Annotated in this window: 14 protein-coding genes; 4 read left to right on the top strand and 10 right to left on the bottom strand. The window is 45.0% G+C overall.

Annotated elements, in window-relative coordinates; translation table 11 throughout:
• Positions 1-196: 196 nt before the first annotated feature.
• From glnA to NSQ68_RS07590, 9 genes are all read right to left on the bottom strand, one after another.
• Positions 197-1,621, bottom strand: a complete 1,425-nt coding sequence (gene glnA, locus NSQ68_RS07630) for a type I glutamate--ammonia ligase (protein ID WP_071640069.1) — start codon at positions 1,619-1,621, stop codon at positions 197-199.
• Between the two features lie 271 nt (positions 1,622-1,892).
• A complete protein-coding gene (aroF, locus tag NSQ68_RS07625; protein WP_342428469.1) occupies positions 1,893-2,930 on the bottom strand; it encodes a 3-deoxy-7-phosphoheptulonate synthase in 1,038 nt (345 codons plus the stop codon).
• A gap of 262 nt (positions 2,931-3,192) precedes the next feature.
• On the bottom strand, positions 3,193-4,149 hold the full coding sequence (locus NSQ68_RS07620; RefSeq protein WP_342428468.1) for a 4-hydroxy-3-methylbut-2-enyl diphosphate reductase: 957 nt from the start codon (positions 4,147-4,149) through the stop codon (positions 3,193-3,195).
• A 111-nt stretch (positions 4,150-4,260) separates the two neighbouring features.
• Complete coding sequence (locus tag NSQ68_RS07615) at positions 4,261-5,739, bottom strand: HAMP domain-containing sensor histidine kinase (RefSeq protein WP_342428467.1); 1,479 nt, start codon at positions 5,737-5,739, stop codon at positions 4,261-4,263.
• A gap of 1 nt (position 5,740) precedes the next feature.
• Positions 5,741-6,430 carry a response regulator transcription factor gene (locus NSQ68_RS07610; protein WP_029516509.1) on the bottom strand — a complete coding sequence of 230 codons (690 nt, stop codon included), beginning with the start codon at positions 6,428-6,430 and terminating at the stop codon, positions 5,741-5,743.
• A gap of 149 nt (positions 6,431-6,579) precedes the next feature.
• Complete coding sequence (locus tag NSQ68_RS07605; RefSeq protein WP_342428466.1) at positions 6,580-8,166, bottom strand: trypsin-like peptidase domain-containing protein; 1,587 nt, start codon at positions 8,164-8,166, stop codon at positions 6,580-6,582.
• Positions 8,167-8,361: 195 nt separating this feature from the next.
• Positions 8,362-8,670, bottom strand: coding sequence for a hypothetical protein (locus NSQ68_RS07600; protein WP_029516507.1), 309 nt, complete (start codon positions 8,668-8,670; stop codon positions 8,362-8,364).
• A gap of 84 nt (positions 8,671-8,754) precedes the next feature.
• Positions 8,755-9,330, bottom strand: a complete 576-nt coding sequence (locus tag NSQ68_RS07595) for a 3D domain-containing protein (protein ID WP_013309429.1) — start codon at positions 9,328-9,330, stop codon at positions 8,755-8,757.
• Between the two features lie 61 nt (positions 9,331-9,391).
• Positions 9,392-10,273, bottom strand: a complete 882-nt coding sequence (locus NSQ68_RS07590; RefSeq protein ID WP_039269786.1) for a putative sporulation protein YtxC — start codon at positions 10,271-10,273, stop codon at positions 9,392-9,394.
• A 241-nt stretch (positions 10,274-10,514) separates the two neighbouring features.
• Here NSQ68_RS07590 and NSQ68_RS07585 point away from each other — a divergent pair, with 241 nt between their 5' ends.
• The 4 genes from NSQ68_RS07585 to NSQ68_RS07570 all read left to right on the top strand — a co-directional run bounded on the left by NSQ68_RS07585 (position 10,515) and on the right by NSQ68_RS07570 (position 13,791).
• Positions 10,515-10,910, top strand: a complete 396-nt coding sequence (locus NSQ68_RS07585; RefSeq protein WP_342428465.1) for a hypothetical protein — start codon at positions 10,515-10,517, stop codon at positions 10,908-10,910.
• A 207-nt stretch (positions 10,911-11,117) separates the two neighbouring features.
• Positions 11,118-11,612: a cation:proton antiporter regulatory subunit gene (locus tag NSQ68_RS07580; protein ID WP_342428464.1), complete on the top strand. Its 495-nt coding sequence runs from the start codon at positions 11,118-11,120 to the stop codon at positions 11,610-11,612.
• 4 nt (positions 11,613-11,616) lie between these two features.
• Positions 11,617-12,849, top strand: coding sequence for a cation:proton antiporter (locus NSQ68_RS07575; RefSeq protein WP_342428463.1), 1,233 nt, complete (start codon positions 11,617-11,619; stop codon positions 12,847-12,849).
• 78 nt (positions 12,850-12,927) lie between these two features.
• Entirely contained in the window at positions 12,928-13,791 is an 864-nt protein-coding gene (locus NSQ68_RS07570; protein ID WP_342428462.1) for a YitT family protein, read from the top strand.
• A gap of 92 nt (positions 13,792-13,883) precedes the next feature.
• Here the strand turns inward: NSQ68_RS07570 and mqnC are convergent, their stop codons facing one another.
• Positions 13,884-15,017: a cyclic dehypoxanthinyl futalosine synthase gene (mqnC, locus tag NSQ68_RS07565; RefSeq protein ID WP_029516502.1), complete on the bottom strand. Its 1,134-nt coding sequence runs from the start codon at positions 15,015-15,017 to the stop codon at positions 13,884-13,886.
• Positions 15,018-15,334 lie beyond the last annotated feature (317 nt).

The following is a 15,334-nucleotide window of genomic DNA, read 5'->3' as shown; positions in this document are numbered from 1 at the left end:
ATGCGTTCAAGACTTGTATAAAAATGTTTTTAATTTCATTTATGATGTGACAAAGTTGTGAATGTTAACATATTTAACATCTTTATTCTGTGATTTTCATTTTAATATTAAAAGGTCCCCGGCTTAAGACCGGAGACCTATCTTGAATAACAACTGTTACCCGTAAGCTAATGCTTGTTACTCAAAGCAGCTATGTTTAGCAGTCAAAATACAGGCTGTATTCGTGTGGATGAACACGGATGTTCACCGATTTAGCTTCAGAACGTTTGAACTCTACATAGTTATCAATAAAGTCCTTCGTAAATACGCCGCCTTCAGTCAAGAATTCGTAGTCAGCTTCCAGAGCATCCAGAGCCTCATCCAATGAACCAGGTACACTACGGATTTTACCTTTTTCAGCGTCAGACAGTTCGTAGATGTTAGTGTCAAGTGGACCATAGCCCAATTCGATTGGGTTCAATTTGCGCTTGATACCATCCAGACCCGCCATCAGCATCGCTGAGAAGGCAAGGTAAGGGTTAGCAGTGGAGTCTGGTGTACGGAACTCGATCCGACAGCCTTTTGGAGTAACAGCCGCTACTGGAATACGTACAGCTGCAGAACGGTTACCTTTGGAGAATACCAAGTTAACTGGTGCTTCGTAGCCTGGAACGAGACGTTTGAATGAGTTTGTGCTTGGATTTGTCAAAGCGATCAACGCAGGTGCATGGTACAGAATACCACCAATGTAATGAAGAGCCATTTCGCTCAGATTAGCATAAGCACCTTTTTCGTAGAACAAAGGAGTGTCGCCATCGAAAATGGATTGGTGAACGTGCATACCACTTCCGTTGTCTCCGAAGATTGGTTTCGGCATGAATGTTGCTACTTTACCATATTGACGAGCTGTGTTGTGTACAATGTATTTATAAACGAGCAGGTTATCTGCTGTTTTCTTGAGTGTGTCAAAACGGAAGTTGATTTCCGCTTGGCCTGCCGTAGCTACCTCATGGTGATGGCGCTCAATTCTCAGACCTGCTTCTTCAAGCAAACGGCACATTTCACTACGGATATCTTGTTGGGTGTCTACTGGCGCTACAGGTACATATCCGCCCTTCACTCCCACTTTAAAGCCCAGGTTGCCGCCTTCTTCCTTACGGTTCGTGTTCCAAGCTGCTTCCTCGGAATCCACGAAGAAGGAGGAGCTATTCATGCCGCTTTCGTAGCGAACATCATCAAAGATAAAAAACTCGGACTCAGGTGCAAAAAATGCTGCTGTGCCGACTCCTGCGGATTGCAGAAATTCCTCAGCTTTTTTTGCAATGCCGCGAGGATCGCGGTCGTATTTTTCGCCATCTGGCGTAGCAATGTCACACAGAATATTCAGTGTAGGATGCTGAGTGAAAGGGTCAATAAAAACCGCTTCTGGATCGGGCAGCATAACCATGTCGGATTCCTCGATGCCACGATAGCCGGGAATGGAAGAACCGTCGAAAGCAACACCGTTAACAAATGTTTCTGCATCTACTTCGGAAGCTGGCAATGAAATATGGTGAGCACGACCAGACAAATCTACAAAACGAAAATCTACCCACTCAATATTATTTTCCTGAATTGTTTTCAATACGTTTTCAACGGACATGTCTTCTTCCTCCCAATTTTTCCGAACATTAAGTCTTATACAACCCTGAAATGTTCATGATCGAATGTTTTTTTCTGTCGTCATTATAAATCTCAAACATGACACGGGTCAATAGCTATGTAAGGTATTTTTTAAACTAATGTTAGATATGCTTACGCCCTTGATAACATTTGGATAGCACAAAAAGCCCGAAACATCGGGCTTTTAGGCAATTTAAATCTCATTACTGCGTTGCAGCAAAACTTTTATGCATTAATGTTAAACATTGGTTTTAGGCAATGGTACTAGGCGTGTGAAATGTTTTCCCCACAGCAGGAGCCAATATTTCCAAATCTTTCAGCAAATCTGAAAATTGATCTGGGAACAGGGATTGTACGCCATCGCCCGTCATCGAGTTGTCGGGATCTGTATGCATTTCAATAATTAGTCCGTCCGCTCCGGCAGCGACCGAAGCCTTCGTCATAGGAACAACCAATTCACGTCTACCCGTGCCATGGCTAGGATCAGAAATAACTGGCAAATGGCTCAATTGTTGCAACACAGGGATCGCAGACAAATCGAGTGTATTTCTGGTGTAGGTTTCAAATGTGCGGATACCGCGCTCACACAGCATAACATTCGGATTGCCACCTGCCAGGATGTACTCGGCAGCATTCAAAAACTCGTCATAAGTCGAGCTAAAACCGCGTTTGAGCAACACTGGCTTGCCGCAAGTGCCCAACTTGCGCAGCAGATCAAAGTTTTGCATATTACGCGTACCTACTTGCAGGATATCGGCATATTCCGCACAAATGTCTACGTATTCAGGTGTCATGACCTCTGTGATGGTCAGAAGGTCGTGCTTTTGGCCGGCCTCAGCCATCATAATCAAACCTTCTACACCAGTTCCTTGGAAGCTGTAAGGCCCTGTACGCGGCTTAAAAGCACCTCCACGGAGAACTTGCGCACCTGCTGCTTTGACCAATCCGGCAATTTCATCTATCTGTGCAGCAGACTCAACGGCACATGGTCCACCCATAATAACAAGCTCGCCCCCGCCGATATTTACACCTTTAATGGAGATAACCGTATTTTCGGGATGAAAATCACGGCTGGCTAATTTATAGGACTTCGATATTTTAACCACATTTTCTACGCCTTTCATTTGGCGCAGATGTTCAGCCAGCTTGGGCTCTACGCTACCGATCAGTCCGATGATCGTGCGATCCGATCCCCTTGATACATGAGCCTGCAATCCTTCATTCTCAATAACTTCAACAATAGCTTGAATATGCTCTTCAGGTGTTTGAACACCGGCGATAACGATCATTTTTTTCTTCCTCTCTATGAAACATATTTTATTAACCAATAATAGATTGATATTATGACACTTAGACGCTTGTTCGCTTTTAAGCTTTTATTCGTTAAAGCAACTATACCTGTTTTAGCTATACTCGTCAAGGTTTAATTATCCCGAATTATTCAATATTCAAACTTAGTGAGGCTTACCGGATAATATCTATAAATTCAAACAATTGAAAAGCCGCTATCCAGATAGTTGTATCCGAATAACGGCTGTAATCAATTGCATACTATTTCGTCGTTTTTGACTTCTCTCGTACAGGAGGCAGCAGTTTTTTCATATCTACGGTTCGCTGAATCTCCCACGTATCCGGGTTAGCCGCATCATACTGCTCCAAATACGTAATAACCTCTTTGGTAATCAGCGTCGGCGTTGAAGCCCCAGAAGTCACAGCCACTTTGGCTACGCCCTCAAGCCACTCTCTCTTCAGCTCGGTTACATCAGAAATACGATAAGCAGTTGTACCAGCAATTTCCTCCGACACCTGAGCCAAACGGTTTGAATTGTTACTGCGTGGATCACCGACAACGATCACCAGATCCGCCTGTCCAGCCTGCTCAGCTACCGCTTCCTGACGTACCTGCGTCGCCAAACAGATTTCATTGTGTATCTCAGCACCCGGGAACTTCTCCAGCAGCTTCTTCATAATGTGCTTGATGTCCCATTGGCTCATGGTCGTCTGATTCGTGATAAGGATTTTGCCAGCTGGCAACGTAAGACTGTCGATCTCTTCTTCCTTTTCAATCAGATGAACATGGTCAGGAGCAATACCGATAGCTCCCTCCGGCTCTGGATGATTCTTTTTGCCAATATAAACAATCTGATAGCCTTCGGCAGACTTTTCCCGAATCAGATCATGCGTTTTGGTGACGTCAGGGCAAGTCGCGTCTACCGTAGTCAGCCCCTTGTCTCGTGCCAGCTTGCGAACCTCTGGTGATACGCCATGAGCAGTAAAGATAACAGTGCCGCTCTCTACCTGGTTTAAAATCTCCATACGGTTCGGGCCGTCCAGTGTAATAATCCCTTCGTCTTCAAAGGAATTGGTGACATGACTGTTATGCACGATCATGCCCAATATATAAATAGGCCGGGGTAAGTCCAGATTTCTGGCTGCCTGACGAGCCAATACCATGGCATCGACTACGCCGTAGCAGTAACCCCGGGGCGAAATTCTGAGTACTTCCAAAATGAGTCCCCACTTTCTTCGACACAGTATACAGCTCCGACAACTCGGTAGCTGTGGGCATCCAAGCCTTTACCGGCCAATTCTATGATGTAGTTGCCTTCCTATTATAGCCTATTCCAAAGGCGCGGAAAAGCTGACCGGAAGCCAGATGACAAATGTCGTTCCTTCTCCTTGACGCGTAACCACTTCCACAGACCCGTGATGTTCATCAATAATCCACTTGGCAATAGATAGCCCCAACCCAATTCCCTCTGTCACCCCGCGTGACTCATCTGCCCGGTAAAAGCGATCAAAAATAAAGGGAACCTCACTCTTGTCCATTCCAATGCCCGTATCACTAATCCGTAGCCCCACCTGTCCTTGATAAACAATGGCATCAAATCGGACCGTACCTTCAGGTGTGTATTTGAATGCATTATCAATGAAAATGAATAGCATTTGCTGTAAATAATCCTTGCTCCCATCCATATAAATACCATTCAACAACGAAAAATCTCCCACATTCCATTCGGCCGTTCGCTCTAAAAACTGAGCACGACGGGCAACCTCACTTACAAGTGGTTCCAGCGCAACGGGAGTCTTATCGAACGTTTTCCCTGTGTCCGCTCTCGCGAGTGACAACATATCACTCACCAAACGGCTCATCCGTTTGCCTTCATCCGCCATGTCATTTAATGCCTCCATAGAAAGCTCACGAATCATCTCTTCATCCATATTCGGTCGCTCTCCTGGTTCGGTAGTCCACATTTTGAGCAAAAAATCAACGTTGCCACGGATCGTCGTTAGCGGCGTACGAAGCTCATGGGAAGCATCAGCCACAAAACGGCGCTGTGCACCGTACGCATCTTCCAACTCCTTGTAAAACACCTCCGTACGCCCCAGCATGTTGTTAACTGTCCCGATTAATTGTCCAATTTCATCTGGTGGTCCGTCATATTCAATCCGAACACTCAAATCATTACTGGATTGAATCTGATTTGCCCCCTCAATTACCTTGACCAGCGGCTTCATAGACTTGCGAGCCAGAAAGAGACCTGAAGTCGCAGCAGCAAGTAATGCAAACAACGAACCATATACAAGCACATTTTGTAACCTGTTCATGAGTCGATCCTGAGAGCCCGTGAATTGTCCTACCTGTAGCAACCCGACTACCAAGCCCAACTCCTCGGACTTAATGGGCTGTTGGTAAATCATAAAGGAATCCCCATTTACGTTCACACGCCGAATTCCCTCATTTTGAACTGCTCCTGTCGCTGTAGATGGAACAGGGAAGGTGATATTGAGGTCTTTCATGTTTTGGGTGGTTTTGGTAACACCTGATGTATAATTGTAAATTTGTACATATAGCTGTGAATCATCAATTCCACGTTCTTGCACTAAGCCCAAATCCAGATTGGGGACTTCAAATAATCCCCCTTTAATTGTAAGCAGTAGCTGCTTGTTAATCCGTGGCGCCTGAGTCGTAAGCTGACTTTTTACTTCATTGTATGTGTAATAATAAACCAGTCCGTAAATAGCCAGACCAAAAATGACAAGCACTATAGCCAAGATGCTCGAATACCAAGCTGTCAGCCGCCACCGAATAGACATATTACACATCACCTCTTAAAATATAGCCAGCTCCCCGAATTGTACGGATGAGACGTTTACCGCCATCCTGCTCCGTTTTTTGTCGTAGCATGGCAATATATACTTCGAGTACATTCGATTCTCCGCTATAGTCATAGCCCCAAATTTTGTCCATAATCAGATCACGCGACAGAACACGCTTCGGGTTTTGCATGAACAAATGAAGCAGTTCAAATTCTTTGGCCGTCAGTTCCAAGCGTTTGCCGCCACGAACCACTTCACGGGATTCGTTATCCAGTTGTAAATCCTCAAAGGTAAGCCTATTTCCGTTATTGCCCTGTTGTTCGGTTTTACGCCGCAAAAGCGCTCGCACTCGTGCCAGCAACTCCTCCAGAGCAAACGGCTTGACGAGATAATCATCGGCCCCTAGATCCAAGCCCTTAACCCGATTCTCAACCTCATCCTTGGCTGTAAGCATCAGGACAGGTACCGTGCTCCCCCCCTCCCGCATGCGACGGCAAACCTCAAAACCATCGACCTGCGGCATCATTACATCCAGTACGACCACATCAGGCTCAGCTGTCAACATTTTATTTAATCCCTCTGCTCCATTGGCGGCTGTCAGCACTTCATAGCCTTCAAATGCCAGCCCTCTACGCAGCATGGAAACAATTTTTTCATCGTCATCAATGATCAGAATAGTAGAACGCATACACGATCGAACTCCTTTATCTCTTCTTTTCCTTCTATTGTAGCAGGAGTAGACGCGTGTAGCATCTGGCTGCTTCATACAGCAAGAAACGGAAGGGATCTTCCTTCCGTTTCTTGCATGCACATGTTCATTTTTGTGGATTTATCATCTTATTGCTGGAGCGTCGAGCTAAAGTCATTTTTGTTGCCAATTTTCAGCTGAACATCTTTTTTCTGCCCAGCTCGTTCGATGTTAAGCGTCAGTGCTGTACCCACTTTTTGTTTTTGAATGAACTGGATCAGCTCTTGTGATGTGCTATAAGGCGTGCCATTGGCTCCAATAATCACATCGTAAGGACGCAGATCGGCCTGATAAGCTGGTGATTTGTATATAATATCCCGTACTACCGAGCCTTCAGTCAGGGATGTACCCAGTTCTTTGGCTACTTCAGGACTCAAATTTAACAGACTTGCACCAATGAAAGGTACAGGTTCTTTTGGGATAGGCTGGTTATTTTTCAGTTTATCGACAACTTCCAAAATCGTATTGGACGGAATCGCAAACCCGATTCCCTGTGCGTCTGCACTAACAGCTACGTTCATACCGATAACCTGCCCTTGCAGATTTAACAGCGGTCCGCCAGAGTTGCCTGGGTTAATGGACGCATCCGTCTGAATGAGATGCTTGTATTGCGTTGGTTTTCCAGTCGATTCACTATTAATGGTGATTGTACGTTCTTTCGCACTTAGCACCCCGGCTGTTACCGAATGCTCAAAGCCTTCAGGGTTGCCAATTGCGACCATCCACTCGCCGACTTTAGCGTTATCAGAGTCACCCAAAGTTACTGTCGGAAAGTTATTTTTGCCTTCAATTTTAAGTACCGCCAAATCAAGATCAGCATTTTTGCCCAAGACTTTGGCTTCGTATGGCTTGTTAGTTCCCTCTACTGTAACCTGAACCACACTCGCGCCTTCAACAACATGGTTGTTGGTTAGGACGTAACCCGATTTATCAAAAATAAAACCGGAACCAATACCAAGCGGAGTCAGCTGCCCGCTGTTGCCACCTTCATTTTCATTACTATTACCGCTGCTGCCACTGTCACCATACTGATTACCGAAAAAGTATTGATACAGCGGGTCATTGTAATAAGGGCTGCTTTGTCTGCCGCTGCTGCCACTGGTTTGTTTGGCAAGCGTTTCGATTTTGACGACTGCCGGTCCAGCCTTGGCCACAACAGATTGAACATCAGCGGTACCTGAAGGCATCACAGCCGGAACTGCGCTTGGAGTCGAACTAGTTGTTCCTGAATTAGTCGTTTCTCCGCTTTCAGCTGCCGCCGAAGTCAACGCCGTCTCGGGTGTGAACATATTTGTTCGGTCAGCTGTATACATCAATACCGTAATGACCAGCATCCCGGCCAAAAAAGATAAGAAAATTGTTTTCACCTGCGACTTGGGCTTATTCGGTTTGAATTGCCAGTTGCCGCCATTCCGACCCGAACCATCCTGTTGCTCAGGCATAGCACGATGGTATGAGGGAGGAAGAGGTCTCACTGCCTGCGGTGGCGTAATCTCAACATCCTTTTCCACCGACTGCCCTTCCTTACGTTGTCCGTCCGATTGAACTGAAGAAAAAGGGCCGTAAGAATAATAATATGAGGAACCGTTCGAATCGTTTTGCCGAGTTGCGTTATCGGTATCAACCTGATCGTTGTCGTTCCGACGTCCGGAGTTATTATTTTTAAATTCGTCCATTGTATATCTCCTCCCAAACCCTATGCTTCAAGGTGGTGTTGTTTAACTGACTTTATTTTGCACTTTAAACCTTAATTCCACCTTAAAAACAATTAAAAAGGAGATAAAACCTTAGACCTATTTGAACCTAACCCTTTTACTCAAAACGAAATGCCCCGGATATAATCCGGAGCATTATCGGTTGTATATGCTTTTTTATTTCGTGTTAAAGTTTTCGTCGAACTTTTCGTTCGGTGTTTGAGCATTGTTTTGAATTTTGTTGCGACTAGAGTTTTGAACTTTTTGCGCTACTGCACCTGTACCGCCTTGATCTGTTGCAAATTCTTCATCATACTTCTCATTTGGTGTTTGGAAGTTGTCTTGAATTTTATTTTGTTCAGACTGCTTTACCTTTTGTGAAACAACACCTACCGTATTGTCTTGTGCAAATTCCGCTTTGAACTGATTTCCTGTGCTTGCATTGAAGCCTTTGTTCGTGAAAGAACTTCCGCCTTGATTTGGCATAATTCTCAACCTCCCAGTATGTTTTGTGGGATAAACTCATCCCGCAACATAGTATGTGATGTTGGAAAAAACAATATTCAAGGATTATATGGAAGCATCCAGTGTCGCGGTCGGAATGGTTTTATGCGTTTCTATCGCCTTTTGGAGCGATTTCACCATTTTTTCCGTACATTTTCCGTTCCCTTTTTTTATAATTTGAACATCCACATCTTTCTTGCCCCATTCAGAATACACCTGCCGGGTTGTTTTAAAATACAAATCAATTTTATTGCCCTTAATCGCAGAACCTGTATCTGCTACAATCCCGTATCCATAACCAGGAATGTACAATATGCTTCCCAAAGGAAACGTTTTGGGATCAGCCGCAATCGTAGACAGTGTGTTCTTGTCACGACGCACTTTTACACCGGAATACGTAATACCGTAACCGGGATGACTTGGCCGTTTGCCAGTCGATTCATAGCCTGCTGTATATCCTGTTGCTGTGACCGTCATGGTCGTAATAACCTGCTCTTCGCGTGGAGCTAAAACAGGTGTGGACTGCCATTTCTTATGCTGGACCGGTTCTTTGTGACCGTAAACTTCATTGCCGGGCAATACCAGACAGGTTGCGATTAACACGGTTCCCAAAATCCGTTTCCATACCAACATGGATCTCATAAAAAACCTCCCCTTGAGGCAAAGGCTTTCCAGAAATCCGTTGGTTTATACGAACAGATTATTATTTTTGAACATCCTGACCTGGATAAAATCTACTCAGCTTCACTTTATCTTCAAAAATATGCAGGAGTGTCCGCACTATGGGGGTGTGCTCATCGTCTGTATGCAATATAATGGAAGCAGGAGAAATCGAAATAAGGGTGCTCACGATTCGATCCTCGACCTCCATTTCCAGTTCAATGCCTGGCATCTCAACAATGATGTCATCTGCATCGGGAGTCGGTATCGGCACCATGGCACTATCCAGAATCGTAAAATTATGTCCGCCTTGGTGAAGTACGTGTACGAGCGGAACTTTGCTTTCCTGAAAAAAAACAAAATATTTAAGCAGCCCCATAAATTCTTCGTATTGCCGATCTGCCCAGAATTCTTCCATGGCATAGTCGACGATTTCTTCAAGCTCTTTTTTATACGCATGGAGCCTAAATTGAATCAGTCCTTCCAAATTGATCACACGAAGCTCCTTGAAATCCTTCTCCAGGAGAGTGGTCAGCTTACCATGACGCTTCAAACGACCTCTGGGGCCATCATCGTTTAACAGTGAACGAATCATACTGCGAATTTGCTCTGTATCCTCTTTCTCCAGCAGCGAACAGGCCTTGGTGAGAATGAGATTAAGCAGCCCCCACTCCTTGACTTCGATAATATAATCCGCTATTGCCGAAGACATGATGCTGTATACACAGGGGAGAAAGCTTTCAAACGCCGAATTGCTTTCTGTGCCCTTGCAGGTCCATGCCACTTTGTTGTCCAGCTGTCTGAAAGTGAATCGAAATCCGCGCCGTGACATATGTAGTCCCTTTGTTCTACTTTTGACCACTTCGTAAAACCGGTCGGTTTCCTGATCTCCGTCTGTATTGGTCCACACTGTAAACAGTTCCATTGGCTCACTCCTTTCGATCACTGCTTTCAGTATATGGCGGCCTCTGAAGGGTTATACGAAGTGAACGACTGGAAACAGAAAGACATACTCAAAAGAGGATGATCAGGTTTCAAAAAGCCGGTTGGCGTGTTATAAACAATTACTGTGATATAGGAAAAAAAACGAAAGACGTTTGAATATTTAGGGTGGGGTATGTTAAGGTTAAAGTAATATGAATTTTTCACAAGAGGGAGGAGATAAGATGTCAACGATGCTGAACATGCTGCGTACATTCATGATCGTCATATTGAGCCTCGTTCAGATTTTGTCCCTTCCTGTGACGTTTCATGCGGAAGACACTACTCAATCCCTTCAGTTTACTGCGGAATCTTCTCTCCTGTCTCATGCTGATGTTTCCTCGTTAGAAACAAATTCTCACGGTCTGGAGCACCATCCCAAACCAGCTATACGCAAATCCTCCCCTTTACTTCATCTGGTGATCGCTGCGGCCAAATCACTTCCCTTTGTCATTTTGATAGCGCTTGTGCTGCTATTGAGCATCCCTAAACTACGTCTGCCTTTTATTCCTGTCATTTGCAAACTAAAGAAGCAATTGTACTTGTTCCCCATCAAATTTACCTCTAGTTATGTGGCTTAACCTCCCTTAAGCATGCACATCACCACATTTGCATGTCTATTTGTTAACCGTTCCCAATAAGTGTAATACGTTAGTATATTTATCAGGTTTTTTATGTTAATTTATAAAATTTAATACAAAATTAACGTTTTCATGTCATTCCCAAAGCATGTGATTTATTTCCCATACCATTCATTTAAATAACGTATCGTACAGGAGGCATTACAAATGGATATTCGAGAGTCTATTTTGCCAGGAATCGGGATTAAGTATCGAATAGATGCAGAGAGTGGCGACCGAATTATCATTATTATTCATGATGATGGCAGGCGTGAGTTGTATCACTTTGATTACGAGGATTTGGAACAAAGTATTTCTATGACAACCCTGAATGATCAGGAAGCGCGATTGGTAGCCTCCATCATCGGGGGTATGACATATAAGCCGAAACAGCTTGAAAGTGTAGAAATGACGTTTGACGATTTTATTATCGAATGGTATAGAGTGGAATCTCACTATGCAAGTGTCGGTAAATCCATCGGTGAGCTGGATGTAAGACAAAATTCGGGAGCCACTGTTATTGCCATTGTGGAGAAAAAGGGAAAGAAATATGTAAATCCTGGTCCTGAAGTGATTATTAACGATGATGCCACTGTAGTCGTTGTTGGGGAACGCGATCAGCAAAAACGCTTTAAACAAATCCTTATGAACGGAAGCGGGTGATTGGATGGATCATCTGGTATTTGAGGTTGGATTGGCTATTGCTCTCATCGCTGCAGCCGGACTTATTTCCTCCAAACTGCGCTTCTCGGTCATCCCTTTTTATATCCTGATCGGAATGGCAGTTGGACCGCATGCGATGGAGCTATGGCATTTTGATTTTCGCTTTATCGAAAGTGCCCCTTTTATTGATTTTATGGGAAGAATCGGAGTGCTGTTTCTTCTCTTCTACTTGGGTCTGGAGTTTTCAGTAGGTCGGTTAATTAAATCAGGCCGCTCCATTGCCGTGGGTGGCACCATATATATTGGCATCAATTTTACACTGGGGCTGGCTCTTGGCTTCCTGAGCGGCTTTCCTGTAGCAGAGACACTGGTTATCGCCGGAATTACAACAATATCATCCAGTGCTATTGCTGCGAAGGTGCTGGTAGATCTTAAGCGGACTGCCAATGCTGAAACTGAAATGATTATGGGCATTATTATGTTCGAGGATGTTTTCCTCGCCGTATACATCTCCATCCTCTCCGGATTGGTTCTTAGCGATTCATCCTCGCTCGGGGGTGTGCTGCTATCAGCGCTAATCGCGCTTGGCTTTATGCTTGCAGTCATTATTATCGGCCGTAAGGCCGTCCCTCTGTTAAATCGGATTCTCCGTATTCGCTCCAATGAGGTGTTCGGACTTGTGGTTTTCGGCTCCCTGTTTCTGGTGGCTGGTTTTTCGGAAACGATTCATGTGGCGGAAGCTATCGGCGCCCTGTTAGTCGGTCTGGTACTGGCCGAAACGGAACATGCCAAACGGATCGAGCATTTAATTGTTCCTTTCCGCGATTTCTTTGGCGCCCTGTTCTTTTTCAGCTTTGGGCTATCCATTGATCCACTGTCCCTAGGAGGAAGCGCGATATGGCTTGCGCTGGCTGCAGTCGTTCTCACGTTGTTTGGAAACATTTGGGCAGGAATGTTGGCTGGGCGTACGGCCTCCTTATCTCCCAAAGCGTCAGCAAATATCGGCCTGACCATTGTGGCACGGGGTGAATTTTCGATCATCATGGCCAACTTGGGTAAAGAAGGCGGTTTACTTGATATTGTTCAACCCTTTGCAGCCATCTATGTACTCATACTGGCGATTCTTGGACCACTTCTGACAAAGCAGTCAAAACCTATTTTTAATATGTTAAACAAAATATTCAAGTTCAAAGACCCCCGCCTACGAAAGGAAGAAAGTAACTCGGCGTCACTGTAAAAGCTGGATACGACAATCCATAGGAGGGAAGGCTATGCCGCACGCTGTAAAACATGCCGAAACTCTATGAGGCGGCTTGTGAAGCCCGCTTCAGAAGATGCGAGCAGGTTCCCTGTCTTTTATACGGTGATTGGCGGAATTACGGCATCCGTCGGTCTGGAATTGTTTTTGCATCCGCATGATATGATCGCTGGAGGCGTCACGGGGATCTCCAGACTCATGTCGCTTTATACACAAGAGCATTTTGGGTTACTGCTATTCGTTTTGAACTTGCCACTCATGCTGCTGTATTCATTATCCACTCACAAACCCATGCTGCTCCGTGCACTACCCGGCTTGTTCGCCTTTTCGGGCTCAGCCATCATTCTTTCGCCTTTTCCGGCAGTGAGCGGCCACCCGGTCGTATGCGCTTTGGGCGGCGGAATCTGTATCGGTCTTGGCGCAGGGCTGGCAGCTCGTCACGGTGGTCTGCTTGATTCGCTAGGACTTAACGAATCAGGCGATGGCCGTCCATCCATATTGTTGCTAACACACCGCAAGATTCCGTTAATACAGATTGTTATGCTGTGTAATGGTCTCCTGCTCATTACGGCTGGCTTTGTGCTAGGCTGGGAGCCAGCTCTCTATTCAGCCTTATCCTGCCTCGCCGCCTATGAAACGACCCGGCTGATGTTTACTGGTCTGACGCGTATGGTTTGTGTTGTCAGCAAGAAGCAGCCAACCGTCGAGGATGCCATATATCGCAGGCTGCGTATACACAGCACGCCTGTTGGAGGCTCTGCCCAGATAGAGGGCAAGATTAAAAGCGAATCTGAGGATATAAAAGAACAAATGGTCATCGCTTACAGCGTTCATCTATTGGATTTGCAGCGCTTTAAGGCTGTCATCCAAATGGCAGACCCGCAGGCTGAGATCATGTATATGAAACGATGGAAAGCCTAGCAAAGTATCACATCAAAAAACGCTTATCTACACTAATCCTTGTACACAGATTAGTGATGGATAAGCGTTTTGTAATGATATATTAATCGATATTAATTTTGCATGATAAAATCATGTTCAATACTGCTGGCACTGTCAAAAGTACGAATAATATCATAACGGGTATTACGCTGTGCTGGAATGTGACCCGTCTCGCGGATCAACTGTAAAATGGATTCAATGTTAACCTTATACGTTGCGCCTGCAGCGGAAACTACGTTTTCCTCAATCATGGTGCTACCAAAATCATCGCAACCGTAGTACAACGATTTTTTACCGATTTCAGGTCCCATAGTTACCCATGAGGATTGAATATGCTTGATGTTATCCAATACAAGACGACTGATCGCTACAGTCTTCAAATATTCCTCCGGCGTCTGACGTTCCTTCTTCAGATTGGTGTTATCTGGCTGGAAGGTCCAAGGAATAAAGGCCAAAAATCCTTCAGAATTATATTTGTTTTCAATGCATTCGTCCTGAGCATCACGAACACGCAACAAATGCAGCGCACGCTCCTCCATCAACTCGCCAAAGCCGATAACCATCGTAGCAGTCGTGTTCATCCCAACCTTGTGAGCCGTTTGCATGACATCCATCCAATCACGCCAAGAGCCTTTGAGACGGCTAATTTTGCGGCGTGTGCGGTCATCCAAAATTTCTCCGCCTCCACCCGGAAGCGAATCCAATCCAGCTTCATGAATGGCGCGGATTGTTTCTTCCATAGAAAGACCAGATTTTTCCTTCATTTTGTGAATTTCAGCTGGCGAGAAGGAGTGCATCGTAATATCGGGAAAACGCTCCTTGATACCTTTCAGCAAATCGGTATAATAACTGAACGGCAGATTTGGGTTCACACCGCCTTGCATTAGAATTTCGGTGCCACCTACTTCCTGTGTTTCCTTGATCTTCTGAAAGATCACCTCATCCGGCAACACATAACCTTCATCAGAACCCGGTCTACGATAAAAAGCGCAGAAGCGACAGTATACGTCACACACGTTTGTATAGTTAATATTTCGTCCGATAACGAAGGTTTTAACGGGGTCGGGATGCATGCGATTCATGACTTTATTCGCCGCATGGCCGATTTTTTCTACCTCGTCTGATTCGAACAAAGCAACGGTATCCTCTAAATTCAGGCGTTCGCCGCGTAGGGCTTTATCTAAAATATGGTCGATTACACTCATGGTGTATCCTCCTTCGCTGTCACAGGGCGACGAAATGAACGACAGGACTTATGAACGAGAATGCTTTCACAAACCTGCGTTCGAACCCTGCCGTAATGTATGTTCATGACTAGCCTTGTATGTTGTCTGTGCTATTTAGCATAGTAAAACCTAATGATAATACTAACATATCTTTAGGTAAGGAACCATACTTATTCCCGCTTCTTTCTGCTTTTCACCTATGAAAACAGGCAACTGCCAAGCTTATCTCAACATTGCATATAGCCTAGAAATAAGAAAACAGAACTGAAAAGTGGCTTTTTTCACACTGTATTTCA

Source organism: Paenibacillus sp. FSL L8-0158 (assembly GCF_038592965.1).
Classification (GTDB): Bacteria; Bacillota; Bacilli; order Paenibacillales; family Paenibacillaceae; genus Paenibacillus; species Paenibacillus polymyxa_D.
This window is presented reverse-complemented; position numbering and strand designations above follow the sequence as displayed.

What these genes read in the sequence shown, in the direction of transcription:
- glnA (WP_071640069.1), bottom strand. Translation starts at nt 1,621, where the DNA reads ATGTCCGTTGAAAACGTATTGAAAACAATTCAGGAAAATAATATTGAG.
- aroF (WP_342428469.1), bottom strand. Translation starts at nt 2,930, where the DNA reads ATGATCGTTATCGCCGGTGTTCAAACACCTGAAGAGCATATTCAAGCT.
- NSQ68_RS07615 (WP_342428467.1), bottom strand. Translation starts at nt 5,739, where the DNA reads ATGTCTATTCGGTGGCGGCTGACAGCTTGGTATTCGAGCATCTTGGCT.
- NSQ68_RS07610 (WP_029516509.1), bottom strand. Translation starts at nt 6,430, where the DNA reads ATGCGTTCTACTATTCTGATCATTGATGACGATGAAAAAATTGTTTCC.
- NSQ68_RS07605 (WP_342428466.1), bottom strand. Translation starts at nt 8,166, where the DNA reads ATGGACGAATTTAAAAATAATAACTCCGGACGTCGGAACGACAACGAT.
- NSQ68_RS07600 (WP_029516507.1), bottom strand. Translation starts at nt 8,670, where the DNA reads ATGCCAAATCAAGGCGGAAGTTCTTTCACGAACAAAGGCTTCAATGCA.
- NSQ68_RS07595 (WP_013309429.1), bottom strand. Translation starts at nt 9,330, where the DNA reads ATGAGATCCATGTTGGTATGGAAACGGATTTTGGGAACCGTGTTAATC.
- NSQ68_RS07590 (WP_039269786.1), bottom strand. Translation starts at nt 10,273, where the DNA reads ATGGAACTGTTTACAGTGTGGACCAATACAGACGGAGATCAGGAAACC.
- NSQ68_RS07585 (WP_342428465.1), top strand. Translation starts at nt 10,515, where the DNA reads ATGTCAACGATGCTGAACATGCTGCGTACATTCATGATCGTCATATTG.
- NSQ68_RS07580 (WP_342428464.1), top strand. Translation starts at nt 11,118, where the DNA reads ATGGATATTCGAGAGTCTATTTTGCCAGGAATCGGGATTAAGTATCGA.
- NSQ68_RS07575 (WP_342428463.1), top strand. Translation starts at nt 11,617, where the DNA reads ATGGATCATCTGGTATTTGAGGTTGGATTGGCTATTGCTCTCATCGCT.
- mqnC (WP_029516502.1), bottom strand. Translation starts at nt 15,017, where the DNA reads ATGAGTGTAATCGACCATATTTTAGATAAAGCCCTACGCGGCGAACGC.